General features: G+C 68.9%; 18 protein-coding genes and 3 pseudogenes. 16 read left to right on the top strand and 5 right to left on the bottom strand.

The features are described from left to right. Nucleotides 1-165 precede the first annotated feature (165 nt). From AC07FA_RS06270 to AC07FA_RS06250, 5 genes are all read left to right on the top strand, one after another. On the top strand, nucleotides 166-2,202 hold the full coding sequence (locus tag AC07FA_RS06270) for a prolyl oligopeptidase family serine peptidase (RefSeq protein ID WP_479073536.1): 2,037 nt from the start codon (nucleotides 166-168) through the stop codon (nucleotides 2,200-2,202). A gap of 255 nt (nucleotides 2,203-2,457) precedes the next feature. Next, on the top strand, nucleotides 2,458-3,900 hold the full coding sequence (locus AC07FA_RS06265; protein WP_479073535.1) for a glycosyltransferase: 1,443 nt from the start codon (nucleotides 2,458-2,460) through the stop codon (nucleotides 3,898-3,900). Nucleotides 3,901-3,976: 76 nt separating this feature from the next. Continuing rightward, complete coding sequence (locus AC07FA_RS06260) at nucleotides 3,977-5,563, top strand: DUF6056 family protein (RefSeq protein WP_479073534.1); 1,587 nt, start codon at nucleotides 3,977-3,979, stop codon at nucleotides 5,561-5,563. A gap of 439 nt (nucleotides 5,564-6,002) precedes the next feature. Continuing rightward, nucleotides 6,003-7,856 (top strand): HSP90 family protein, encoded by a 1,854-nt coding sequence (locus tag AC07FA_RS06255; RefSeq protein WP_479073533.1) that lies wholly within the window; start codon nucleotides 6,003-6,005, stop codon nucleotides 7,854-7,856. Next, entirely contained in the window at nucleotides 7,853-10,864 is a 3,012-nt protein-coding gene (locus AC07FA_RS06250; protein ID WP_479073532.1) for a tetratricopeptide repeat protein, read from the top strand. The genes AC07FA_RS06255 and AC07FA_RS06250 overlap by 4 nt, the downstream gene beginning before the upstream one ends. Before the next feature lie 67 nt (nucleotides 10,865-10,931). Here the strand turns inward: AC07FA_RS06250 and AC07FA_RS06245 are convergent, their stop codons facing one another. Next, nucleotides 10,932-11,735 carry an endonuclease I family protein gene (locus tag AC07FA_RS06245; protein WP_479073531.1) on the bottom strand — a complete coding sequence of 268 codons (804 nt, stop codon included), beginning with the start codon at nucleotides 11,733-11,735 and terminating at the stop codon, nucleotides 10,932-10,934. A 377-nt stretch (nucleotides 11,736-12,112) separates the two neighbouring features. Between AC07FA_RS06245 and AC07FA_RS06240 the strand changes: the two genes are divergently transcribed. The 9 genes and pseudogenes from AC07FA_RS06240 to AC07FA_RS06200 all read left to right on the top strand — a co-directional run bounded on the left by AC07FA_RS06240 (nucleotide 12,113) and on the right by AC07FA_RS06200 (nucleotide 18,886). Further along, nucleotides 12,113-12,412, top strand: coding sequence for a DUF6355 family natural product biosynthesis protein (locus AC07FA_RS06240; protein ID WP_479073530.1), 300 nt, complete (start codon nucleotides 12,113-12,115; stop codon nucleotides 12,410-12,412). Between the two features lie 263 nt (nucleotides 12,413-12,675). Next, nucleotides 12,676-13,794: an AI-2E family transporter gene (locus AC07FA_RS06235; protein ID WP_479073529.1), complete on the top strand. Its 1,119-nt coding sequence runs from the start codon at nucleotides 12,676-12,678 to the stop codon at nucleotides 13,792-13,794. A gap of 390 nt (nucleotides 13,795-14,184) precedes the next feature. Continuing rightward, nucleotides 14,185-14,751 carry a GNAT family N-acetyltransferase gene (locus AC07FA_RS06230; RefSeq protein ID WP_479073528.1) on the top strand — a complete coding sequence of 189 codons (567 nt, stop codon included), beginning with the start codon at nucleotides 14,185-14,187 and terminating at the stop codon, nucleotides 14,749-14,751. A 69-nt stretch (nucleotides 14,752-14,820) separates the two neighbouring features. Next, nucleotides 14,821-15,363 (top strand): MOSC domain-containing protein, encoded by a 543-nt coding sequence (locus AC07FA_RS06225; protein ID WP_479073527.1) that lies wholly within the window; start codon nucleotides 14,821-14,823, stop codon nucleotides 15,361-15,363. A gap of 63 nt (nucleotides 15,364-15,426) precedes the next feature. Beyond that, nucleotides 15,427-15,973, top strand: a pseudogene (locus AC07FA_RS06220) (helix-turn-helix domain-containing protein). A gap of 151 nt (nucleotides 15,974-16,124) precedes the next feature. Continuing rightward, nucleotides 16,125-16,472, top strand: a complete 348-nt coding sequence (locus AC07FA_RS06215; RefSeq protein WP_479073526.1) for a VOC family protein — start codon at nucleotides 16,125-16,127, stop codon at nucleotides 16,470-16,472. Between the two features lie 787 nt (nucleotides 16,473-17,259). Then, on the top strand, nucleotides 17,260-18,051 hold the full coding sequence (locus AC07FA_RS06210) for a class I SAM-dependent methyltransferase (RefSeq protein ID WP_479073525.1): 792 nt from the start codon (nucleotides 17,260-17,262) through the stop codon (nucleotides 18,049-18,051). Continuing rightward, nucleotides 18,052-18,307, top strand: a pseudogene (locus tag AC07FA_RS06205) (NF041680 family putative transposase); the annotation flags it as partial. It lies immediately after the preceding gene. Nucleotides 18,308-18,376: 69 nt separating this feature from the next. Next, nucleotides 18,377-18,886, top strand: coding sequence for a hypothetical protein (locus AC07FA_RS06200; protein WP_479073524.1), 510 nt, complete (start codon nucleotides 18,377-18,379; stop codon nucleotides 18,884-18,886). Nucleotides 18,887-18,984: 98 nt separating this feature from the next. Here AC07FA_RS06200 and AC07FA_RS06195 read toward each other — a convergent pair. The 4 genes and pseudogenes from AC07FA_RS06195 to AC07FA_RS06180 form a co-directional block, all read right to left on the bottom strand. After that, nucleotides 18,985-19,333: pseudogene (locus AC07FA_RS06195) on the bottom strand (transposase); the annotation flags it as partial. Nucleotides 19,334-19,564: 231 nt separating this feature from the next. Then, nucleotides 19,565-20,113, bottom strand: coding sequence for a GNAT family N-acetyltransferase (locus AC07FA_RS06190; RefSeq protein ID WP_479073523.1), 549 nt, complete (start codon nucleotides 20,111-20,113; stop codon nucleotides 19,565-19,567). 328 nt (nucleotides 20,114-20,441) lie between these two features. Next, nucleotides 20,442-20,873, bottom strand: coding sequence for a hypothetical protein (locus AC07FA_RS06185; protein ID WP_479073522.1), 432 nt, complete (start codon nucleotides 20,871-20,873; stop codon nucleotides 20,442-20,444). A gap of 108 nt (nucleotides 20,874-20,981) precedes the next feature. Continuing rightward, nucleotides 20,982-21,912, bottom strand: a protein-coding gene (locus AC07FA_RS06180) for an IS5 family transposase (protein WP_479073521.1) whose coding sequence is annotated in 2 segments (ribosomal slippage) — nucleotides 20,982-21,012 and nucleotides 21,011-21,912 — 933 coding nt in all. Because the reading frame shifts where the segments join, the coding sequence is not laid out codon by codon here. Nucleotides 21,913-22,088: 176 nt separating this feature from the next. Between AC07FA_RS06180 and AC07FA_RS06175 the strand changes: the two genes are divergently transcribed. Together AC07FA_RS06175 and AC07FA_RS06170 are read left to right on the top strand one after the other, a co-directional pair. Further along, nucleotides 22,089-23,228, top strand: coding sequence for a winged helix DNA-binding domain-containing protein (locus tag AC07FA_RS06175; protein ID WP_479073520.1), 1,140 nt, complete (start codon nucleotides 22,089-22,091; stop codon nucleotides 23,226-23,228). Nucleotides 23,229-23,416: 188 nt separating this feature from the next. Then, the gene (locus AC07FA_RS06170) at nucleotides 23,417-24,184 is read left to right on the top strand and encodes an NPP1 family protein (protein WP_479073519.1); all 768 of its coding nucleotides are present in this window, start codon (nucleotides 23,417-23,419) and stop codon (nucleotides 24,182-24,184) included. Nucleotides 24,185-24,310 lie beyond the last annotated feature (126 nt).

Raw genomic sequence — 24,310 nt, 5'->3', positions numbered from 1 at the left:
GTATGCCCCAGTCGTTCCCCTTCGCCCGGGTCGGCCGGATGTCCTGTTCCCGTCATCGTCGGTCGCAGGGCGGAAGCCGCGCTTCACCACCGGCCACGCCCGTACGTTCCGGGACCGGCCGATGTGGTCGCGCCCCTCCTCCTGGACCTGCACAATTCGGTTGTGATGGATGACGACCCGTACCTGTGGCTGGAAGACGTCGAGAGCGAGGCCGCGCTCGACTGGGTGGCCGAGCGCAATGCCGAGACGGAGGCCGCGCTGACCGCAGACGCGGGTTTCGACTCCCTGAAGGGCCGCCTGCGGGAGGTGCTGGACGCTTCGGACCGCATCCCGTACCCCGTCCGTCGTGGAGCGTTCCTCTACAACTTCTGGCGGGACGCCGAACACGTACATGGGGTGTGGCGGCGTACGACACCGGAGCAGTACCGCAAGGACGTTCCCGAGTGGGAGGTCCTGCTCGACATCGACGCGCTCCGCGCCACGGAGGGCGAGAAGTGGGTATGGGCCGGTGCCCGGGTGCGCCACCCCGCCTACGACCGGGCGCTGGTGTGCCTGTCGCGCGACGGCGGCGACGCCTTCGTGGTCCGCGAGTTCGACCTCGCCACCCGGGCGTTCGTCGAGGACGGGTTCCAGGTGGGGGAGGCGAAGACGCGGATCGGCTGGATCGACGCCGACACCGTCTTCGTCGGTGCGGACCTCGGCCCGGACTCACTGACCGACTCCGGCTATCCCCGTACGGTACGCAGATGGCGGCGCGGCACACCGCTGGAGGAGGCCGACCTGGTCTTCGAGGCCGAGACGGCAGACGTCTCCGTCTGGGCCTGGCACGACAGCACACCCGGCTTCGAGCGCGACTTCGTGGCACGCTCACTGGACTTCTTCCGCAGCGAGACCTACCTCCTGGCCCCCGACGACGCGCTCGTGAGGATCGACGTTCCCGACGACGCCCGTGCGTACGCCCATCGCCGGCATCTGATCGTCACCTTGAAGTCCGACTGGCTCGGACACCCCGCGGGCTCCCTGCTGGCCTTCGGCTTCGACGCCTTCCTGGCGGGCGACCGCACGGCGGAGGTCCTGTTCACTCCGGACGAGCGGACAGCTCTCGCCGGGCACACATGGACCCGTCACCATCTGATCCTGGAGACGATGCGGGACGTCAGCGCCCGCATCGAGGTCCTCACCCCCGCTTCCGGCGGTGGCTGGGCGCGGAAGCCGCTCGCGGACGTTCCGGCGCTGTCAGCCGTGGCGGTGGTGGACACGGACCCGGACGTCTCCGACGAATTCTTCCTCGACGTGTCCGGTTTCCTTCAGCCCTCCACCCTCTACCGCGGGGAGATCGGCGCCGACACGGAGATCCTCAAGCAGGTCCCGGCCCGCTTCGACGTGTCGGGCCTGACGGTGGAGCAGTCCTTCGCGACCTCCCGGGACGGCACCCGTGTCCCGTACTTCGTGATCGGCCCCGACCGCACCGCGACCGGTCCCGGTCCCACCCTGCTCTACGGCTACGGCGGCTTCGAGGTCTCCCTCACCCCCCACTACGGCGCGGTGACGGGCCGGGCCTGGCTGGAGCGGGGCGGCACGTACGTCATCGCCAACATCCGGGGCGGCGGCGAGTACGGACCGGCCTGGCACCAGGCCGCGCTCGGCGCCGAACGGCCGCGCGCCTTCGAGGACTTCGCGGCCATCGCGGAGGATCTCGTCGCGCGGGGCATCACGACCCCGGCCATGCTGGGGGCCGAGGGCGGAAGCAACGGGGGCCTGCTCATGGGCGCGATGCTCACCCGCTACCCCCACCTCTTCGGCGCGATCGTCACCCAGGTACCCCTGCTGGACATGCTCCGCTTCCACAAGCTCCTGGCAGGCGCCTCCTGGATCGCCGAGTACGGAGACCCGGACGACGCGGCCGACCACTCCCACCTCCGCACGATCTCCCCGTACCACCACCTCACCGCGGATCAGGCCTACCCACCGCTCCTCCTGATGACCTCCACCCGGGACGACCGCGTCCACCCCGGCCACGCCCGTAAGACGGCCGCACGACTGCGCGAACTCGGCCACCAGGTCCTGCTGTACGAGAACACCGGCGGCGGCCACGCGGGCGCCACCGACAACGAACAGTCCGCGTACAACAACGCGCTCGTGCACACCTTCCTGTGGCAGCAGCTCACCCAGCCGCGCGCCCCGCTTCCCGCTGCCGATTGACGACCTCGTGCACGATCGCGCCCGGACGGTCCGGGCGCAATCGTCCGTTTCGCAGCTCACTGTGAGGCCCGCGGTGCGCTGTTCGTATGAAATGAAGGACCATTTCGCACGTTCGGGTCCCGAGCAGATGTGCGGAATGCCGGAAGCCCGCAGAGTGGAGGGCGTCGGAAAGTGACGCCCAGCTCCGATGCGCAGGTCCGGGTCGTCACCGGTTACCCAGGGACAGGCGGTCCGCTGATTCCGGGGAGCGATGGAATGACTGCCCTTCAGCTATCGGTGGTGGTGCCGTGTTACAACGAGGCCGAAGCGATCGAGACCTTTCACGCCGCGTTGCTCGCCGCCCTCGAATCTCTGGGTGACGAGCTGGAAATCTGTTACGTGGACGACGGCAGCACCGACGGAACGCGCCTGCTGCTGGGCGGCCTCGCGGCTCTGGACCAGCGCGTCCGGTACACCGCGTTCAGCCGGAATTTCGGCAAGGAAGCCGCCATGCTCGCGGGGCTCCGTATGTCCCGGGGCGCGGCGGTGGTACTGATGGACGCAGACCTCCAGCACCCGCCCGAGCTCATTCCCCGGATGCTGGAGCTGCACCGGCACGGCTACGACCAGGTGATTCCGCGGCGCGACCGGACGGGCGACGGCGTGCTGCGCAACGCGCTCAGCCACACCTACTACGCACTGGTCCGCCGCTGCATGGACGTGGAGGTCGTCGACGGTTCCGGGGATTTCCGGCTGCTCTCCCGACGGGCGGTGGACAGCGTGCTCTCGCTGCCGGAGAGCAACCGGTTCTCCAAGGGAATCTTCTCCTGGATCGGATTCGACACGGTCAGCTTCCGCTACCGGAACAGGGAACGCGCGGCCGGCCAGTCGAAATGGGGAAGCAGAAGACTGCTGAACTACGGCATCGACGGATTGCTGTCCTTCAACAACCGGCCCCTGCGCCTCGCCATCTACACCGGATTCTGGGTCTTCGTCTCGGCGCTCGCCTATGCCCTCTGGACGATCGTCAACGTCGCGTTGAACGGCGCGGACACCCCCGGATACGCCACGCTGCTCACCGCCGTCGTGGCGCTCAGCGGGATTCAGCTGGTCACGCTCGGCGTCATCGGCGAATACGTGGGGCGTATCTACCACGAGGCGAAACACCGGCCGCCATATGTCGTACGGGAGACGAGCGAATCGTGCCCCGTGCTGCCCGGCACCCCGAAGCCCGTCGCCCCCGGTGAGCTCAGCGAGCTCGCGGCCGACCGGTCGCGCACCATGCGTCAGTTCGCTTCCTTCGTGTTGATCGGCTTCGTGAACACGGCGGTGTATCTCGCCGTCTACTACGTACTGAACCGATGGATGCCCTACCTGGCCGCCCACGCGGTGGGCTTCACGGTCAGCGTCATCGGCTCGTTCCTGCTCAACTCCTACATCACGGTGGGGACCAGACCGACCTGGCGCGGATTCGCGCGCTACCCCCTGTCGAGCGTCATCAACCTGGTGGCATCCGGGGCCCTGCTCCACCTCGCGGTCAGTGGACTGGGCATGGACAAGAACCTCGCCGCCCTGGTCGCGGGCGTTCTCGTCACACCTGTCTCTTTCCTATTGGCCCGATGGGCGATCACCTCGGGGCGGCGACGCACGGGCGTACCGCCCGGGCGGCCGGACGAAACCCCTTCCGAGCCTCCGATGATCAAGTCCGACAGTCTCTGAACGGTCCCTGAACGGCAGTCCGTGACACCGAGGCACTGACCCGAATGTCCCCCGGCGACGAAAGGCACCTCCGCACATGGTTGGCAGCGTCCCGGGAACCGCCGTGCCGGAACAGCCGGACGAGAAGCACGGGTCCAACGAGAAGTACGGGTCCGATGAGAAGAGTGGGGCCGACGGGGAGCGCGGGGCCGACGGGGAGCGCGTGCCGCCGGACGAACGGCCCCGGCAGTCGAGCACGCGCCCGTGGACCGGCCTCTGGGTAACCGCACTCGCCCTCCCGCCCCTCGGTCTGCTCGCCGCCGCGTCATGGTTCGGCCGCTGGGTCCGCCCCAGTGCCGACGACTGGTGCTTCCTGCCGGTCGTACGGGACGAGGGCATCGCCGGTATCGTCGGCAAGTTCTACCTCGACGACAACGGGCGGATCGCGAACGGTCTGCTGGTCGGCGCCTACGCGAAGTTCGGAGTCGCGGGACACCAGTGGTTCGCCCTGGTAAGCGGCGTACTGATGCTGGGCATCCTGTGGGCGGTGACCGTGGCGGCGCTGCGCGGAGCGGGAGTCACGGCGCCCCGTGGCACTGCGCTCCTGATCGCCTCCACGGTCACCGCGCTCTTCCTGTTCGTGACGACGAACACGTACAAGACGTTCTACTGGCCCGCCGCCTCCGTATCGCACACCGTGCCTCCCGTGCTCGCCTGCGCCGCGCTGATTCCGCTGCTGCGCGCGCGCTCCCGAGGAGGGAGGGTTCTCGCTCTGGCCGTCGCCCTCGTCATGGGTCTGTTCATCGGCACCCTGTCGGAGGAGACCACCGTCGTCGTAGGGGTCGTGCTCGTGGCCGTCATGCTGATCGGCCGCTGGGTCTTCCCGGCTCACGCCCGGTCCTACGCCTGGGCATGGTGCGCGGCCGGTCTCGCCGGGACCGGCGTCGGCGCCCTCGTCCTGCTCGCCTCACCGGGCTCGCGGGCCCGGCGCGAACGGTACGGCGCGCAGAACTCAGCCCTGCTCGCTCCCGACTCGCTGATCGGGTCGCTGCGAGGATTCGGAGAGATCATCGTCACGGTCGCCACGACCTGGCAGTACGTCGGAGCCGTCGCCGTGGGCCTGCTGCTGGGCCTGGTCGCCGACCGGGCCGACGGAAGCCCGACCCGCCCGCCCACCCATTGGCCCCTGCTCGCCGCCACCGGCACACTCGCGGTGCTCGTCTCCGGATACCTCTGTACGGTCATCACCTACCCGGCCTTCGGCGCGCGCGTCGCGACCGCCAACCGGCTCTGGAACGACTACCTGTTGCTGTACATCGCACTGCTCGTCGGCGCGGGTCTGCTCCTCGGGCAGGCCGCACGCCGGCTCGGTGGGCTCACCGTTCCTGTCAAGGCGGTCTGCGCCACGCTCTGCGTCCTGGTGTGCGTCGGGCCGGCCGTCTCGCTCGCCAACCTCGACACCAACATGCGGGCGCGCGCGCAGCGGTGGGACCACCAGGACCGATGGCTGCGGGAACGTGCTGCCGCGGGTGCCGAGGTGCTCCCGTACAAGCCGGTCACGGTGAGCGGAATGCTGGAGCCGTTCAGCCGCCAGGGGCGTAATCCCTGGCCGGCGGGGTGCGTCGCCGACTACTACCACCTCGAACGCGTCACGTACTCGACCGAGCTGCCCGGCTCTCCGTAACGTCGAGAAGCTTCGCGCACGACGCCGCCGTGCACTCGGGAGACCTGACCAGCGCACCCGCACCCCTGGGAGCAAGCGAGGCCGTCGCCCTGCACCCGGCCGGCCTCACGACAGCAGACGTACGCCTCGTCGTGGCATCGGATCTTGCCGGTGGGCTTGCCTGGCCGCAGCGCGCGGGACACACCGGTCCGCCTGCTCAGTGAGCCGTGGACCGGCTTAACCCCTCTGCCCTGGCCCGGAGTCCCGACGGAGGCGGAACAGCTCCACCGTGAGCCTCGCCGCCCGTAGCCCGACGGGCGGGCGGCGTATGAAGCCGGGCGGGCAGTATCTCAGGGGCGGTTGTCAGTGCTCCCCCTTACGCTGTGTCTCACTTCGCGATCTGTGAGGGGGGATACCTCGAGGTCGTCTGTTAACCCATGCGTACACGAGGTGATGCACCATGACTTCCGCCACCCCGGACGAAGCGACGGCGCCGGACGTCAACAGCTTCCAGGTCGACCTGCGCGGGCTGGTCGACCTGCTGTCCCACCATCTCTACTCCAGCCCCCGGGTATACGTCCGTGAGCTGCTGCAGAACGCCGTGGACGCCGTCACCGCCCGACAGGCCCTCGACCCCGCCGCGCGCATCCACATCCGGCTCCGCGCCGCCGAGGGCACGGTGTCCATCGAGGACAGCGGCATCGGTCTGACGTCCGAGGAGGTCCACACCCTGCTCGCCACCATCGGCCGCAGCTCCAAGCGCGGTGGGGAGCACGGACTGGAGTCCGCCAGGCGCGAGTTCCTCGGCCAGTTCGGCATCGGCCTGCTCGCCTGTTTCGTGGTGGCGCGGCGGATCAGAGTCGTCACCCGTTCCGCACGCACGCCCGGTGCCGCACCGGTGGAATGGCTCGCATCCGACGACGGCTCGTACACGGTCCGGGTGCTGCCGGACGAGGCACGGCCCGAGCCCGGCACCACCGTGTACCTGGAGGCGCGCCCCGGCGCGGGGGAGTGGATGGAGCCCTCCCGTGTCGAGACACTGGCCCGCGACTTCGGATCGCTCCTCCCGTACGACATCACGTTCGCCGACACGGACGGCAGCGAGCGACCGGTCACCGATCGTCCCGCCGTCTGGGACCGCGCCTACCCCACCCCGGCCTCCCGCCGGGTGGCGCTCGCAGGGCACTGCACACGCGTCTTCGGATTCACTCCGCTCGACACCATCGACCTCGACCTGCCGGTCGCCGGAGTACGCGGAGTGGCGTACGTACTCCCAGAGCCGACCAGCCCCGCGCACAAGGCCGGGCACCGCACCTACCTCAAGGGCATGCTCCTCACCGATCACGCGAGCAACCTGCTGCCCGACTGGGCCTTCTTCGTACGGGCCGTCGTGGACACGGACTCGCTGCGGCCGACCGCCTCGCGCGAGAACCTGTACGACGACGAGACACTCGCCGCCGTACGTGACGCGCTCGGCGCCCGCGTCCGGCAGTGGCTGACCGAGCTCGCCGCAGGTGACCCGCAGCGACTCTCGGACTTCCTGCGCGTCCACCACCTCGGTGTGAAGTCACTGGCCCGCCACGACGCGGAGCTCTTCGAGCTCATGCTCCCCTGGCTGCCCTTCGAGACCAGCGACGGGAATGTCGGCCTGGAGGAGTTCGCCGCGGCACACGACGAGATCCACTTCACCCGGACCGTGGAGGAGTTCCGGCAGATCGCACCCATCGCCGCCGCCCACGGCCTCGGTGTCGTCAACGCCGGCTACACCTACGACGCCGAACTGCTCGCCCTGCTGCCCGCCATCCGGCCGGGTCTGAAGGTCAGCGAACTCGACGCCGGAGCCGTCACCGACCGGCTCGACCCGGTCTCCACCACCGCTGAGCTGGCCCTCGCCTCCTTCCTCGCCACCGCCCGCACCCGCCTGGACCCGCACGGCTGCGATGTGGCGCTGCGCGCGTTCCAGCCGGTGAGCGTGCCCGCGCTGTTCCTGGACGACCGTCAGGCACGGCAGGAGCGGGACCGGGTCACCGCCCAGGAGAACGCCGACTCGCTGTGGAACGACATCCTCGGCTCGCTGCGCGGCTCCGCACCCCGGGCCCGGCTGGTCCTGAACCACAACAACCCGCTCATCCGCCGGATCGCCGGCCTGCCCGACGACGAACTGACCGGCACCGCCGTCGAGTCGCTGTACGGTCAGGCGCTGCTCATGTCGCAGCGGCCCCTGCGCCCCGCCGACTCCACCCTGCTCAACCGTGCCTTCCTCGGGCTTCTGGAATGGGCGACCCACTCGAACACCCAGGAGAACCAGAAGTGACCACCATGACCCCCGAGGAGATCCGCCGCGAGCTCGGCGAGAACGCCCGCGCCCCGCACGGCACGGCGCGCAACGCGCATGCCGAGGCGCTTGGCGCTGCCGCCGAGGCCACGGGAGACCGGGAGCTGTTCCGCCGGGCCCTCGTCGTCATGATCGAGGCCTACGAGTACAGCGCCGAGCGCACCAAGATGGTCGTCCCCTTCGCCAGGCTGCTCCAGGAGTACGACCGTGACCCGGGCGCCTTCGCCTCCCACGAAGTGCACCGCCTCTTCTGGCGGTTCAAGTGGGTGGCCGGGCGGATCGTCGAGTCCCCGGAGATCCCGCTCACGGCGGTGGACGGCTGGCTGACGGACATGGAACGCCGCTACCGGCTGGCCGGATACAGCGAACGAGCCGTGCGGCAGGCCGAGTTCTACCTCGCCGACGCGACCGGCGACCAGGCCCGGATGGAGCGCGCCATCACCCGCTGGGCGGCGGCCGAACGGGACGCGATGAGCGACTGCCATGCCTGTGAGATCAACACCCAGGGCTGGTACTGGGCGCGCAAGGGCGACGACGTGAAGGCGATCGAGGTCTGGCAGCCGGTCCTGTCCGACGGCTTGGGCTGCATGGAGGAGCCCCACCGGGTGCTCGCCCACGCCCTCCTTCCCCTCGTCCGCGCAGGCCGGACCGATGAGGCCCGGACGTACCACCTCCGCGGCTACCGCATGGTCCGCGGCAAGGAGAGCCTGCTGCGCTCCATCGGTGAGCACATCGAGTTCTGCGCGCTGACCGGCAACGAGTCACGAGGCCTGGAGATCCTCGCCGAGCACGCCGGCCACCTCGGCCCCCTCGCGGACGTCGAGTCGCAGATGGAGTTCGCCGGGGGCGTCCTCGTCCTGCTGCGCCGGCTCACCGACCTGGGACACGGAGACGGACCCACCGTCTCGTACCAGGGCGCGATCCGCAGCGCGAAGGAGCTGTACGAGCTGCTGTACACAGCGGCCACGGACATCGCCGCCCGCTTCGACGCGCGTAACGGTACGTCGCTCGTCTCCCAGCGGCTGGTCGACCGGGTCGGACAGCAGCCGCTGGTGGGGACGCTGCCCCTGGGCGTGCGCAGTGCGGAGCTGCCCACCGCGCCTCGCCGTGCCCAGGCCGTCCGGCCGGACGGAACCGAAGCACGCCCGACGGAACGTGGCACAGCGGAAGGCGGTACGGAACCGGCCTTCGCCGAGCTCGTCGACCGCGCCCGTGCGGCCCGGCAGAAAGGGCACCCGTCCGCCGAAGGGCTGTGGGCACAGGCGGTCCGGCTCGCCGGAGAGGGCGGGGAAGGCACGGACGACGCCGCCCTCTCCGACCCCGCGTTGGCCGCGGACCTGCTCGCGCACCGCGCGGCGACCGCGGCGGTCGCCGGTGACCCGACGGCCCGTTCCCTGTACGCCGAGGCGGCCGCGTCCTACCGAGCCGCCGGACAGCACAGCCGGGCCTGCCACGCGCAGCTGGCGATCGCGGGGTGTGCCACACAGTTCGACGCCGATCCCGCGGAGATCCGGGAACTGCTCGCCGTTGCCATGCGCTCGGCACAGGCACTGGAGGAGACCGACCCGGAACGCCCTCGACGCCTCGTCGGTGCCGAGCTCACCACCCTGCGCATCGAGTCGCACCTGCGGGAACGGGCAGCGGGCGAACCGGAATCACCCGTGGACGACCGTCTGGTGGCTGATCTGGAAGCCTTCGTCGCCGAGCACGGCCATGAGCCGGCGGCCTTGACGGCCGGTGCGGGAAGTGTGGCCGACCTGGTCGCGGACGGCGAACTGCTCCTGGCGAAACTGGCCCTCGCGGTCGACGACCTCGACCGATCGGTGCCTCTGCTCAGCTCGGCCGCACGACGCCTCCTGGCGGCGGAGCAGCCCTGGGACGCGGTGGAACCGCTGTCCATCCAGGCCAGTGTGCTGGCAGCGCGCGGCGAGCTGGAGGCCGCGGAGTCCACCGCCCGTACCGCGCTCGGCCACGCCGCCGAGTTGGCAGGGGGCGCCGACCAGGCCGGCGTACGGCTGACCCTCGCGGACGTCCTGCTCCGCCGAGGTGATCAGGCGGAGGAAGCGGTGCTGCACGCCCTCGACGCGACGCACTGGCTCGACCAGGCAGGGCTCGGGGCCACATCGGGGGCCCGGGCCAGACTGCTTCTGGCACGGGCCTACGCGGCGGCCGAACGCACCGTCGAGGCGGCGGAGGTGCTCGCGTCGGCCCTGCCGGACCTGCTGGAGCACGGCGAGGGGGAGGGAGTACAGGCCAGGGAACTGCTCGGCGGCCTGCTCCGGGAGCTGCACGACCCGCGCGCGGCGGCTGAGCAGTATCTGCTGGCCGCGGAGACCGCCAAGGGGTGGGACGAGCCCCGGTTCGAGGCCGGTCTCGCCCACTCGGCCGGCGAGGCTCTCGCCGCCGCGGGACTGCACGGGGAGGCCGAAGCCGCCTACGGGCGGTCGTTGGAGCTCTGGCGGCGCGTGGGCGGCAACCCGGTGGCGGAGGTGCGCATAGTGCGCTCGCTGGCGTGGCTGGCCGCGGAGGACGAGGATTCCGAGGCGGGGATCGCACGGGCGCGCGACCTGATGGAGCAGGCGTTGTCCGTGGTCGACGGGTCCGAGGAGCCCGGGATGCGATACGAGCGGGCCCAGACCTGGCAGCAGCTCGCACGGCTGCTTCGGGACGGGCTGGCGGATGATGACGACGACGATGACGAGGGTAGGGACGCGGACCAGTCCTCGCGGGAGGCGCATGCCACGCGGGAGGAGATGGTGAGCCTGCTCGATCAGGCCGCCGCGCTCTACGCCGGGTTCGGAGAGGACGCACTCGAGGAGCGTTTCCAGTGCGTGGCCTACGCGGCATGGACGGAAGAGGAGCTGGGGCGTGCGGAGAGCGGAACCGCCCGAGTGACCGCTCTCATCACTGAACTCGCCGCACTGGAAGGGCCGCAGGCCGCAGAACTGAAGAATCGTGCGGAGGGGCTGCTCGACCAGCTTGGGTAGGCCGGTCGGCCGGCTGCCCGGCCCAGGGCTCATCTCCCCGCGGCGAGATGAGCCCTGGGCCGACGGTCTACCAGATCGCCTCGACCCACTCGGGGTGGTCGATGAAGGGGTTGCGGTTCTTCTGGTAGGTGTCGTAGATGACCTGGTTGCGCTTCTCCTCGAAGGCGCTCGGCGGGTCCTGCTCGTTCCACTGCTTCAGAACGGAGAGGCGGCCGTGGTACGGGACGCTGCCGTTGGAGACCGAGTCGTTGGGCTCCAGATCGGCCCAGGCGTCGTCCCCCTCGTATCGGACGGCCATGTAGAGAATCATGCGGGCCACATCTCCCTTGTCCGCGTTGCGCGGCTCGAAGGAGTTGGAGTCCGTGTAACTGCCGGCCGCGCCGCTGACCGCGCTGCCGCCGGTGTCGAAGTCCTTGTTGCCGCGGATGCTGTTGACCTGCACGTCCGCGGGGCGCAGGTGGTGGAGGTCGGTACCGGGGCCGGCCGAGGTGCCGAAGTCGCCGTGCGACTGCGCCCACACGTGCTCACGGTTCCAGTCGCCGACGTCGCCGCCGTTGAGGGTCTTGCTGCGTGAGGTTCCGCTGTACAGCAGGATCACGTTGCCGCTGTTGTTCGGGTCCTGGTCGGTGACCTTCAGCGCGTTCCAGACCGCGTCGTACGAGATCTTGGTCTGCGGGCTGATGATCGTGTGCAGCGAGGACTTCAGGCTCGTGCCGGTCTTGCCGATCGCGTTCTTGTAGTACGTGCTGTCGTACGCGGTGGTCGTGGCGCTCGCGGGACTCGCGGCGACCGTCGGAAGGGTCAGGCCGATGAGGACGGTGGATATGGCCGCCGCCGCCACCTTCCATCTGCCTATCTGCGCAACGGACATGGGGGTGCCCTTTCCCGGGGGACGGTACGCGTCGGACTGCGGCACGATGCCTCAACGGCGCCGCGTTCTACGCGTGTTGACTTTTTGTAACCGGGAGCATGGCACGGGGCGGCGGCCGCTCGCGTAACCGGGAGAAGGCGATTCCGTGACGTTCTCGCATACGCCGCAACCCCGCAGGCGAAACGTTCGTCCGGCTGACCGTCCCTGCGGCCCAGGAAAGCGAATGATCGACGGCGAGGGGTCCACGCGCGGCCCGATCGGCTGCACTTACTGCTCCGTACGGGGCAATATGGCCGCCGCTGGGAACACGGCTCCGTGATCATCAAGTGCCCGAGTGATCAGCGCTCGGGCACTTGCTGACCCATGAGGAGATCGCGATGCGTGTTCGTCATTCGCTGCTGTCCATCGGTGCCGCGGCGGCCCTGTGCCTGGGCCTCGCTCCCGCGGCGACTGCCACTGCTGCCGCCGGCCAGGCCGTGACGGCGCTGAACCCCTGCGGGTTCTACGAAACAAGCTCCGACGCCCGCTACAACCACTGCACCTCCGACGGATCGAACGTCATCATCGAGGTGGAGGTCTTCGGCCCGAACTACGAGCGCTGCGTGGGCCCCGGCGACACCTGGCTCGGCTCGGCGAGCAGCATTCAGGGAGCCCACTACGTCGGCCGCACCTGCTGACGCCGGACTGCTCGGCACCTCAGGAGTCCGTCACCGGGACGTGAGCGGCGCTCTCGGCGTAGGCCCGTGAGGGGTTCGGACGGGGGAGGTCTCCGCCGAGTCGGGTGTTGTTCCCACCGACGGAGACCGGCCCGGTCCGACGATGTTCCGTCAGGCATCGTGAGCCCGAAACCGCACCGGAGACCAGAGAACGACAGGGCGGCAAGGTGTCCTGCCCGGGCGCCATTTCGGTGTGCGACCCGAGTATCAATAGGGTGACCCCCATGTCTGCCACCTTGAGCTCCATAAAGACGGCCGCCGCGCTCCGGACAACGGCTCGTGTCTCCGTCGAGTTGCTGCTGGTTCTCGTCGCGGCCGCGGCGGCCGTGTGGGCGTTGGGCTGGATGTGGCCGGTCGTCTGGCCGATCGTCGTCGGCCTGTTCCTCACCACCCTGACCTGGCCCCCCACCCGCTTCCTGCGTCGGCACGGCTGGAACCCCGCCCTTGCGGCGTCGGCCGTCACCATCCTGTTCCTCCTCGTGCTCACGGCCATCGTGGCGCTGATCGCGGTGCCGGTCGCGTCCCAGTCCGGCGAGCTGACCGACGGTGTGGTCGAAGGCATCCAGAGGCTGCGCGAGTGGGCTGCCGGGCCGCCGCTGAACATCGGCGACGACCAGATCAGTGGTGCCTTCGACACGGCGATCGCGCGCGTTCAGGACAGCATCGGCAGCATGGTCACCGCCGTCGCCACGGGCCTGAGCACCGTGTTGAACGGTGTGGTCACCGCATTCCTCGCGCTGTTCCTGATGTTCTTCTTCCTCAAGGACGGCCCGCGGTTCCTGCCGTGGCTCACCCGTCAGCTCCCCGGCCGACTGGCCACCGACGTCCCGATCGTGGCCGCGCGCGGCTGGGAGACCCTGGGCGCCTTCGTACGCTCCCAGGCATTCGTCGGCCTCCTCGACGCCGTCTTCATCGGCCTCGGTCTGTGGATCCTGGGAGTACCTCTGGCGCTTCCCCTGGCCGTACTGACCTTCATCTCGGCCTTCGTCCCGATCGTGGGCGCCCTGTTCGCCGGACTGGTCGCGGTGCTCATCGCGCTGGTCTCGAACGGCCTGACGGATGCGCTGATCGTGCTGGCCATCATCCTCGTGGTGCAGCAACTCGAGGGCAACGTGTTCCAGCCCATGATCCAGAGCCGCGGACTCGGCCTCCACGCTGCGGTGGTCCTGCTGGCGGTGACATTGGGCGGCAGCGTGGCCGGCGTCGTGGGCAGCCTGCTCGCGGTACCGGTGGCCGCGCTGGTCGCGGTGGTCTGGAACTACCTGCGCGAGCAGCTCAGCGCCCCGTCGGCCGAGCCGGAGCCCGACGACTCGTACGCCGCCGGCGCCGCCGTCCCCTCGTAGCCACGCGAGCACCGGACCGCAGCGCGAAGGTGCTGCCCGACGCGGTGGGTGCGGTGCGGACGCCCGCCCGGCCCTGGCGATTGCGGAACGTGCGGAGCGTCGATCGCTCCGCAGGTTCCGCAATGGCGGCATATGAACGCGGCGGAAGACCGGGCCCTGTCCAGCGGCAGCTGCGGCTCCAGAAGCGAACACTCCCGATTCGCTGGATCCCCCGACCCCTATCCGAACCAACGAGCGCCACCGGTCGGAAGGTCGCATGATCCGCCGGACAGTGCCCAGGCGGGTACGGCTGGTCTTCGCTCGTGGGTACGGTGGTCGGTGCCGTCGAGGGCGGAACAGCGCAGGTCGAGCCTGCGGCTTCGACCCGCTTCGGCCGGGCGAGGAGGCATCGTGATCACGTGGCGTCGGGTGACCGAGGGAGACTTCGGGTTGTTGCAGGAATGGCTCCTGCAGCCACACGTTCACCGGTGGTGGCACCATGACACGTCCGCTGAGGCGGTCGCACGGGACTTCGGGCCGGCGGCGCGTGGCGAGGAGCCGTCCGAGGATCTGCTGGTCATGCTTGACGGCACCCCGGTTGCCCTGGTCCAGCGGTGCCGGTTCGCGGACTACCCCGACTACCGGGCGGAGTTGGCCGGCCAGGTCGAGTTGCCCGACACGGCGGTGACGATCGACTACCTGCTCGGCGACCCCGCGCGGGTGGGGCAGGGGCTGGGCCCGCGCATCATCCGGACGATGGTGAAGGCCACGTGGACCGACTATCCGGATGCGTCCGCAGTCGTTGTCCCGGTCCACACGGCCAACCGCGCGTCGTGGCGGGCGTTGGAGAAGGCCGGGCTCCGCAGGACTGGCACCGCCGACCTGGACCCGGACAACCCGGTCGACGACCGCACCCATTACGTCTACCGGATCGACAGACCCGCCGACGCAACCCCCGGCCCTCCCGCCCGGCCCTGACCACGGCGGTCTGCGCCCGCTTACGCTGGCCGGGCACGAGGACACACGGACGACGGAAAGTGGGCACGCATGGCACGGGTTACGGCTGTGAGCAGCAATGGAACGTACTCGTTCAGCAAACCGAACCGTACGAGCATCACGCTGCTCGCCGGGCTCGGCGTGGAGGGTGACGTCCACGCGGGGGAGACCATCAAGCACCAGTTCCGTATGACGTACGAGCCGGATCTGCCCAACTTGCGCCAGGTGCACCTCATCCACGAGGAACTGTTCGACGAGCTCGCCATGAAGGGCTTCACCGTCGCCGCGGGTCAACTCGGCGAGAACATTTCCACTCGCGGAATCGACCTGCTCGGCCTGCCCACCGGGGCCTTGCTGCGCCTTGGTGAGGAGGCGATCGTGGAGGTGACAGGGCTGCGCAACCCGTGCGCGAAGCTCAACGAATTCCAGGAGGGCCTTCTGCAGGAGGTTTTCGCACTCGACGAGAGCACAGGGGATTTCGTGTTCAAGGCGGGGATCATGGGTGTGGTGCGGCAAGAGGGACGGGTGCGTCCCGGCGACACCATCGACGTCGAACTGCCCGTTGGTCCGCACCGCCCACTGGAGCGCGTCTGAAGCGTGTCGCGGAACGCTCTGGTCTGGGCAATTTCTGTGTAAGCGTGCGGTGTTGCGCGCAAGGTGGTGTGGGTTGAGGCGTTCACCGGTCTGCGGACGGGCCAGTTTGAGCGGTTGTTAGGGGTGGTGCGTGAGTGTGGTGGTGAGGGCCCGCGGGGGTCGGGCGGCCGTGGTGCCTGGCGTTGGCGGGGCGGGCGCTGCTGGTGGCTGTGTACTGCCGGACGAACCGCACGATGCGGCAGCTCGCACCGCTGTTCGACTGCTCGCCGGCCACCGTATGCGGGGTCATCCATCGGCTGCGGCCGCTCCTGACGATCGAGCCCGCCCCCCGCCCGGCTGACGCCGTGGAACGGCTGTGGAGCGTGGACGGCACCCTGATCCCGGTCCGGGACCGGAAGGCCGGCGCCTCCTCACGCCACTACTCTTCTCCGCGAACGTGCAGGTCATCATCGACGCCGAGAGGAAGCTCGTGATCGCGCCGGCCCGCCCGGTACCCGGCAACACATCGGACACCAACAAGATCCTCCGCGACTGCCGGCAAGGCGGCAACGCCCTCCACTATGCAGTCCAAGCCGTCGCCACACTCCACAACCACGCCCTGGCCACATGATCGACACGGCCACACAACAACCCGGCCCCGCATGCCCAGCCCAAGGATTCTGCAACACGCTTTCGGGCGTGTATCGAAAGTGCGTGTGGCGGCTGGTGTGGCGTAGTAGTTCTGGAGAGCCACAAGACACGTCTCTCGCTTGGAGTTGTCGATGGCCGTTCGCCGTGTTGTACCCAATGTTCAGTCGGAGGCTGTGGAGGAGAGCCGAGAGTTCTACGGTCTGCTCGGATTTGAGGAGGTCATGAATCACGGCTGGATCATGACGCTCGCTTCCTCGTCGAGTCCGGCGGCGCAGGTCAGCTTCATGTCCAGCGACAAGACCGCGCCGGTCACTCCCGACATGAGTGTCGAGGTGGACGATGTGGACGCGGCTTATGCAGTCATGCGGGAGAGCGGTGCGGAGATCGTGCACCCTTTGCAGGACGAGAAGTGGGGTGTGCGCCGGTTCTTCGTCCGTGACCCCAACGGCCGGGTGGTCAACGTACTGGGCCACCGCTGACGGTCCTCCCGAGGCACGGGGGGAAGGTGCTGGTCACAGCACTCGTGGATGGCCGCGACGAGGACGGTAGCTGCGTAGCGGGCAGCGAGTCCGTCGTTTCGCGTGGCGACTGCCCGGTGCCTTATCGGCGGCCGCCGCCCGCCGAAGTTCGACAAGATCGACTACCGGGAGTGCCGAGTTCCTTGCAGTTGGGGGCCTGGTCGGCCTTGTCCGGGGCGGTGGATCGGCTCCGGCGTTTGCGCAGGTAAGGCGCGGTTCTCGTGGGAGGCGTACGCCTTGTCAGCGAGTACTCGGCTCGGACCTTCTTCAGTACGGGTACGGACTGAGGGGAGTCGCCACGCTGCCCAGCCGTGATCACGATCGGCAAGGGTCTCTAGCCTTGCTCGACGGCCTGTCGGCGTACGGGGTTCTCTCCCCAGCTGCGTACTGATGAGCGTGGCCAGCTGTTGGTACGTGCTCCTGATTCTGGTGCGCCATGGGCCCGCCTGGACCGGGAACAGGTCCGCGATCTGCTGTACCGGTTCTACCGACGCAGGCCTTCCCCAACCGCAGCGCCTGGCCACAACCGTCGAGACGTGGTGGTCATCAAGACCGTCGCCCGCGACGCCTACGGTTTCCGCAACCCCATCAGCCAGCCCTTACGCACCCGCTGCGCAACCACCCGGCGAGCCTGTGGGCGCCTCGACGCCCACTAATTTCGTTGAGCCTGCACCTGTGATCGTGTTGGCTAGCGGCGCCGAACTGTCAGTCCCGCAGGTGTCCGCTTGGCCGTAGCAGGGAGTTAAACGTGCAGGACAATGTCGTCGACCCCGGTGCCCATAATCGGGCAGCCTGGGACAAGTATGTCCAGGAGGGCAACGAGTGGTCGAGGCCGGTGAGTGCTGAGGATGTCGAGCGCGCTCGCATGGGCGACTGGTCGATTGTTCTCATCGGGCGTGAGCCAGTCGACCGCTCCTGGCTGCCGACGGACCTGACCGGCAAGGACGTGTTGTGCCTGGCCTCCGGCGGTGGCCAGCAGGGTCCGATCCTCGCCGCCGCAGGGGCGCGGGTCACCGTGTTCGACAACTCGCCCCGTCAGCTCGGCCAGGACCAGATGGTGGCGGAGCGCGACGGACTTGAGCTGCGCACCGTCCTGGGTGACATGCGCGATCTCAGCGCCTTCGGCGACGCAGCATTCGATGTTGTGTTCCACCCGGTCTCGAACCTATTTGTGCCCGACTTGGCACCGGTGTGGCGTGAGTGCTTCCGCGTCCTGCGGCCGGGCGGAACTCTGCTCGTGGGCTTCCTCAACCCTGATGTGTACTTGTTCGACCACGAGGCCCTCGACGAGCGCGGCGAGCTGGTCGTCGTGCACAAACTGCCCTACAGCGATGTCACGCAGTACTCCGCCGAGGAACGCGCCACGAAGTTCGGCGCGGATGCCGCTCTTGAATACAGCCACACCCTCACCGACCAGATCGGCGGGCAACTCGCCGCGGGGTTCGTCCTCACCGGCTTCGCAGAGGCACCAGACCAATCCAACGCATCCGCCCAATACATGTCGAAGTATTTTGCGACCCTCGCGGTCAAGCCGGGCTGACCCAGCCGTGGCGCCAGGCTCACGCCTGCCAGGGGCCGCAGGGGGTTCAGGAACCTGTGCACGAAGACCGGCTCCCCAGCGAGTGCACCGAAACTGTCTCGTCCCGGGCCTGGCCGACCGACGGGTTCCAATAACCGCCGCCCGGCCGCCCGTCATGACGTGGGCAGAGCCCGCGCCACCGGCGAGGCGTACAAGCCGCCCCACCCACCACAAGAAGGGCAGCGAACCCCGGCGCACCGAGGAGGGGCAAACTTGACGGCCTGGGCCATGTGCAGCGGGCACGAGGCCGAAGACTTCACGGGGTACATCGGTGGATCTCAGCTCAGTGATCATCGCTGTGGCAGGCGTCGCAGGAACCCTGGGAGGGGCGCTACTTACCCAGCGCGGCTCCGAACGAGCGAAGCGCCTGGAGATGGAGCTCGTTCGAGACCACGAGGAGGTCCGCGAAAACCGTTCGCTGCGACGCAACTGCTATGTGGAACTCAACCGAGATGCCAGGCAGTTCACCACCGCACTCAACCGCCACCTGCACGTCATGAGGGAACGCGGCGTGGAGGAGGTTGACAGCGACGCACTTGAAGAGGCGAAGAACGCGCACCGCGATCGATACTCCGAAGCGCAGATGATCGCCCCCGAAGAAGTGCTCATGCGAGCCAGCGTCGTCAACCAAGCCCTGAACAAGGTCTATGGCCAGGTCAAGCGCCTCGAACGCGGTGCCCCCGAACCAGGCGAAACGATGGAGACCGCGGTCCAGTCTCAGTACGAGGTCTGGGAGATGCTCCGAACCATGAGAACCGCTATGCGCCACGACCTCGGTGTGTCGCACGAAGATTGAGAGCTGGCACTCAGCTCAACGCGAGCTCTCTTGTCTACCTCGACCAGCAGGAATCTGATCGAAGCAGAGGTTATAGAAACAAGCCAGGTCAGGCGGTCGCCCCGGGACCGTCCAAGCCCTTCGCTGGGGCGGTGTTTCTGGGGCGTCGTCCTCTTTTCGGGACCCGCGGCTTGGCTTTGCGGGGACCGGCCTCGCGCTGGTGGGCCCGGCAGGAGGTCCAGTCGACCCCGGCCATGCCCCAGTGATCCGGCCGGTCGGCCAGGTCGGCGTCGGGCTGGACCGCGTGCAGGATGCTGTCCCAGGTTCCGTCCGCGACCAGCGGCGATGCCGTGCGTAGAGGGTTTTTCCAGGAGCCGCATCGTTCCGGGAGGTCACGCCACGGGACATCGGTGCGGATTCGGAACAAGATCCCCTTGAGCCCGTGCGGTGGTTGTTCCACCGGCCCCCCGGCCACCTGACAGACCGTGCAGGTAGGCGAGGGGTAGTGCCTCGTTGACCTGCGGGACCCTCACCACCTCGATGGCGCCTTCCGCAGCTGGTGGAACCCGTTGCGCGCACCATCAGGGAGTCGCACCAGGAAGCCTGCGGGCCAGGCCGCCCCTCGTCAGTGCCGTGGACGGGCCGGAGCCAGACCAGCCGCCTTCGACCGCGACGCCCACAAGCAGTCTCCCAGTCAGATCACCCGGAAGGCGTGACCGAGGACCATACGCCGAACCACTGCTCGGCGCCGAACTCCTCGAACCGCTCCACCTCGGTGAACCCCAGCTTGGCCGCGAGGCGCATCGAGCGGTCGTTGGCGGTCTGGGTGCAGAGCACCACCGGCTCGCCGGGGAGTACGTCGGCGAACCAGTCGAGTGCCGCTGCGCATGCCTCGGCGGCGTAGCCGCATCCCCATGCTTCCGGCAGGAATGTGTAACCGAGTTCGGCCTCCCCGGCGTTCGGATGGACGTGTCCCGGGCGCTCTGCATCGCGCCGATCGAGCGCGACCATGCCGATCATCGCTCCGCCGAGTTCGATCACGAAAAGACCGCTGCGCCGCCCGGGCACCTCTGGGACTGCGCGCTCGAGCTCATCACGCGATCGAGGGCCCCCGAGGTAGGTACGCACCTCTGGCGAGGCGAACAGCTCGATGAACGCCGCACGGTCCCGGGCCTCGGACTCGCGGAGCACGAGCCGTTCGGTCCTTATCGGGGCAGGCGGCCAGGCGACGAGGCCGAGTCCAGTCATGGCGGGCAACCTATCGCACACCCGTGAGAGTGATCAGTAAGGGACGGCCTAGTGCTGTGCGGGAGCTGCGGGCCGGGCTGCTCTGCTCAGCTCGGTCCCCCTCACGGCCTTCTCGCGGAATCCGCGCTCCTGGGCGACGCCTCCGCCCAATCGGGGATCCGTACGACCTGGACGCCGTCTTCGCGCGCTGGGCATCATCGGATTCGGCCTCGACGGCGGCCTAGGACTTGTCCGGCCGATCATGTTCGGAGCAGATGAAACCGGTCCGGCCACGGGCAGGACCGGCAACGGCGACTTCAGCATTCGTCCGGCCCCGGCCTGGACCGGGTCACCAGCACGACCGTGGGTCTTGTACGTGCTCTGGCGAGTGCCGGTCCTCTCCCCTGCCCAGGCCGGTTTGGACCAGGAAACCGGGGTTCGCGTCGCGCGACTGGGCTGAGGTGTGCACCCGCTGGGTGCCAGGGATGCCCACCTCCACGAGGACCCCGCCGCGGAACATCCACAGACCGAACAGGTCGTCGTCCTCGTCGTGCAGCATGACCTGCACGCAGGCGGGATCGTTCCACGGCAGGGACTCCAGGTCCTTGAGCACGCCGCGGCGCCCGTTCCACCGCTCGAACTCGATGTGCCAGCCCCCTACGAACCAGGGAATCTGCACGAAGCAGCCGTGCCAGGTGCGGGCCTCGTCCGGCCGCGTCAGCGGCTCCATCACCTCGTCCTCGTACCGCGCCAACACGATGACCTGCGCCATTCTGCTCATGCTCACATGTCACACCGCGCCGGGTACCGAGGGCAATCGTTTTAGGACCCGGAGCCGTCGGGGCTCCTTCGGCACGCGGAGTCCGCCGCCTAGGACTTGTCCGATCGGTCATGTTCGGAGCCAGATGGTGAGGGCTGCAGGTCGCGGTGCCGAGGTAGACATAACGGCGTTTCTCGTAGCGGGTGGCGACGGCTCGGTGCTGCTTGAGCCGGTTGCTGGCCTGTTCGACGGTGTTGCGTTTCTTGTACCGGTCCTCGTCGAAGCCGGGTGGTCGTCCATCGCGTGAGCCTTTGCGCAGGCGGGCGGCCTGGCTGTCGGTCTTTTCCGGGATCGTGTGCCGGATACCCCTGCGCCGCAGGTACTCGCGGCAGGGGCCGTTGCTGTAGGCATTGTCGGCCGCGACGCTGTCCGGCGTCTTGCGTGGCCTGCCCGGGCCGGACTTCGGGACGCGGATCTTCTCCAGAACAGGCTTGAACTGGGTGCAGTCCGCCCGCTGACCTGGGGTGACGAGCAAAGAGAGCGGGCGGCAGCGGCCATCCGCGCTCAGGTGAAGCTTGGTGGTGAACCCGCCCCGCGAGCGGCCCAGACCCTCACCTCCCGCACCACCTCCACCAGCCGGGCGTGCAGGCTCTGCCACGCGGTTTCGTCCTGGTGTTCTGGGACTTCCGCCCCCTTTGAGGCGGGTGCCGACGGGCGGGTCAGTGCGGGCGCCGGCCGCGTGCTGATGCGCCCGCACGATGGTGGAGTCGACAGAGATGTCCCAGTCGATCTCACCCGCTGCCTCGGCCTCGGCCTGGACCTGCTGGAGCAGACGCTCCCAAGTCCCGTCGCCCGACCACAGTCGGTGCCGTTCGTAGACGGTCTTCCACTGCCCGAACCGTTCGGGCAGGTCACGCCACTGAGCGCCGGTCCGGACCCGGTGTAAAATCCCGTCGATCACCTGCCGGTGGTCCCGCCACCTGCCACAATGCCCGCTGCTGACCGGCAGGAACGGCCGTAGCCGTTCCCACTCGGCGTCACTCAGATCACCCCGCCCCATGTCGGCATCAACCGCCCGGACACAAAGTGGTCACATGATCGGCCGGACAAGTCCTAGTCGGCCTCGAGGGTCGGCCGCCGACGCCCCGTAAGCCCCCCCTGGGAACCCCCGGCCCATCGAAACAGTGTGCGAAACATCCTGGCGTCCCTGGGGCGGCGCACGGCAGAATCCTCGACGTGAAGATCACCGCCCGCGAGCTCAATCGCGCCACTCTGAGTCGTCAACTCCTCCTGGAACGGGCGCCTCTGAGTGTCGTCGACGCGGTCCGTCGCGTCGTCGCGGTGCAGGCTCAGCACGCCCCCTCGCCCTACGTCGCCTTGTGGAATCGGGTGACCGACTTCGACGCGGCCGATCTGGACGCCGGGTTCACCGGCCGTGCAGTCGTCAAGGCGACGTTGATGCGGATCACGCTGCACACCGTGCATGCCGATGATTACCAGGTGTTCCGTGAGGCGATGCAGCCGACGTTGTACGGCTCGCGCCTGGGCTTCCGCTTCGCGGCTTCGGGGCTTGCTCCCGAGGACGGCGATGAGCTCGTGCCGGAGCTGCTGGCCTTCGCCGACCGGCCTCGCACGGCCGCGGAGATGAAGGCATGGCTTGAGGCGCGGCTCGGTGCGGACCGGCAACCGGGGGCGTGGTGGGGGATGCGGGCCTACGCGCCGCTGCATCATGTCGCCACGGGCGGCCCGTGGTCGTTCGCTGCCCGGTCGTCGTTCGTGGCGGCGGGGACGGGCCCCGTGCCCAGGGGGCGGGAGACGGTGACGCAGGCACTGCGGGCCCTCGTCCTGCGCTATCTGGAGGGCTTCGGTCCGGCCTCGGTCGCGGATGTGGCCCAGTTCGCCATGGTGCAACGGGCGCCGATCCGCCAGGCGTTGAGCGCACTCGGCGGCTCCGTCGAGCAGGTCGAAGGGCCCGACGGCGTCGTCCTGTTCGATGTCCCCGGCGCCCCGCGCCCGCCCGCGGACGTCCCCGCCCCGCCTCGGCTGATGGCCATGTGGGACAGCACCCTGCTTGCGTACGCAGACCGCAGCCGTATGATCCCGCCGGACTATCGCCGACTGGTGATCCGTAACAACGGCGACGTACTCCCGACGCTGCTGGTCGACGGTTACGTCGCCGGGGTGTGGCGGCCGGTCGACGGCGGCATCGAGGCCACGGCCTTCCACGATCTGTCGGAGGCCGTGTGGGAGGCGTTGGCCTCTGAGGCGCGGTCCCTGGCGGGGGTGCTGGCCGACCGGGATCCCCAGGTGTACAGCCGCTTCCATCACTGGTGGGCCAAGTTGCCTGAGGCCGAGACTCGCCTGCTGCCCGCTTAGGCCGCTCCGCAGCCCGCGTTGGGCTCCGGGCGTCCGCGATGCCAAGGCCAACTGGACCCACGTGTTGGCCGTCGCTTCACCGTGCTGACATCCCGAGGGATCGGCTCGGCAACGGGGTTCACCGAACCTGATATGGGCATGCCAATCTCGTCGCGTGCCCCACGCCGCGGTCGACGAGGAGGACACAGTTGAAGAAGAGTTCGCGGATTCGCAGAGTGTCGCTGACCCTTGGCAGCGCCATCGCCCTCGTCATCGCCTTCCCGGGCGGCGCCTACGCTGCTCCGCCCTCGGCGCTGCCCGCCGTCGCGGACGGCCTTGAGCAGACATTCCAACCGGCGTACGACTACGACACGGACGGGTGCTACCCCACCCCCGCCATCGGACCGGACGGCACGATCGCCACCGGTCTCAACCCGAGCGGCGCGCTCAACGGTCAGTGCCGTGACTCGTGGGACCTCGACAGCACCAACGGCTACGCGCGCTACAAGTGCAACAACGGCTGGTGCGCGATCATGTACGGCCTGTACTTCGAGAAGGACCAGGCCCTGGCCGGCAGCAGCCTCGGAGGCCATCGCCACGACTGGGAGCACGTGGTGGTCTGGGTGCAGAACAACCAGGCCCAGTACGTGTCCACTTCGGCCCACGGCAATTTCGACATCCATGGGCGTGACAGTGTCCGCTGGGACGGTACGCACCCCAAGATCGTCTACCACAAGGACGGTGTGAGCACGCACTGCTTCCGTCTCGCGAACGCCAACGACGAGCCGCCGGAGAATCATCAGCACAGCTGGCAGTTCCCCCGCCTCGTCGGCTGGAATGGCTACCCCGCCGGTCTCCGCGACAAGCTGAGCCAGGCCGACTTCGGAAGCGCCGTCTTCGGTCTCAAGGACGGCAACTTCAACAACCACCTCGAAAAGGCGAAGCCGGCGGGCATCGCGTTCGACCCCAACGCCTGACGAACAGCGACTTCCGGCGTCGGGGGGGGGGGGGGGGGGGGGGGGGGGGGGGGGGGGGGGGGGGGGGGGGGGGGGGGGGGGGGGGGGGGGGGGGGGGGGGGAGGGGGGTTCTGTGGGGCGGATGCA

It is taken from the genome of Streptomyces sp. NPDC045968, assembly GCF_056430475.1.
Note: the sequence above shows the minus strand (reverse complement) of the source record. Positions and strands in the feature narration are given on the sequence as shown.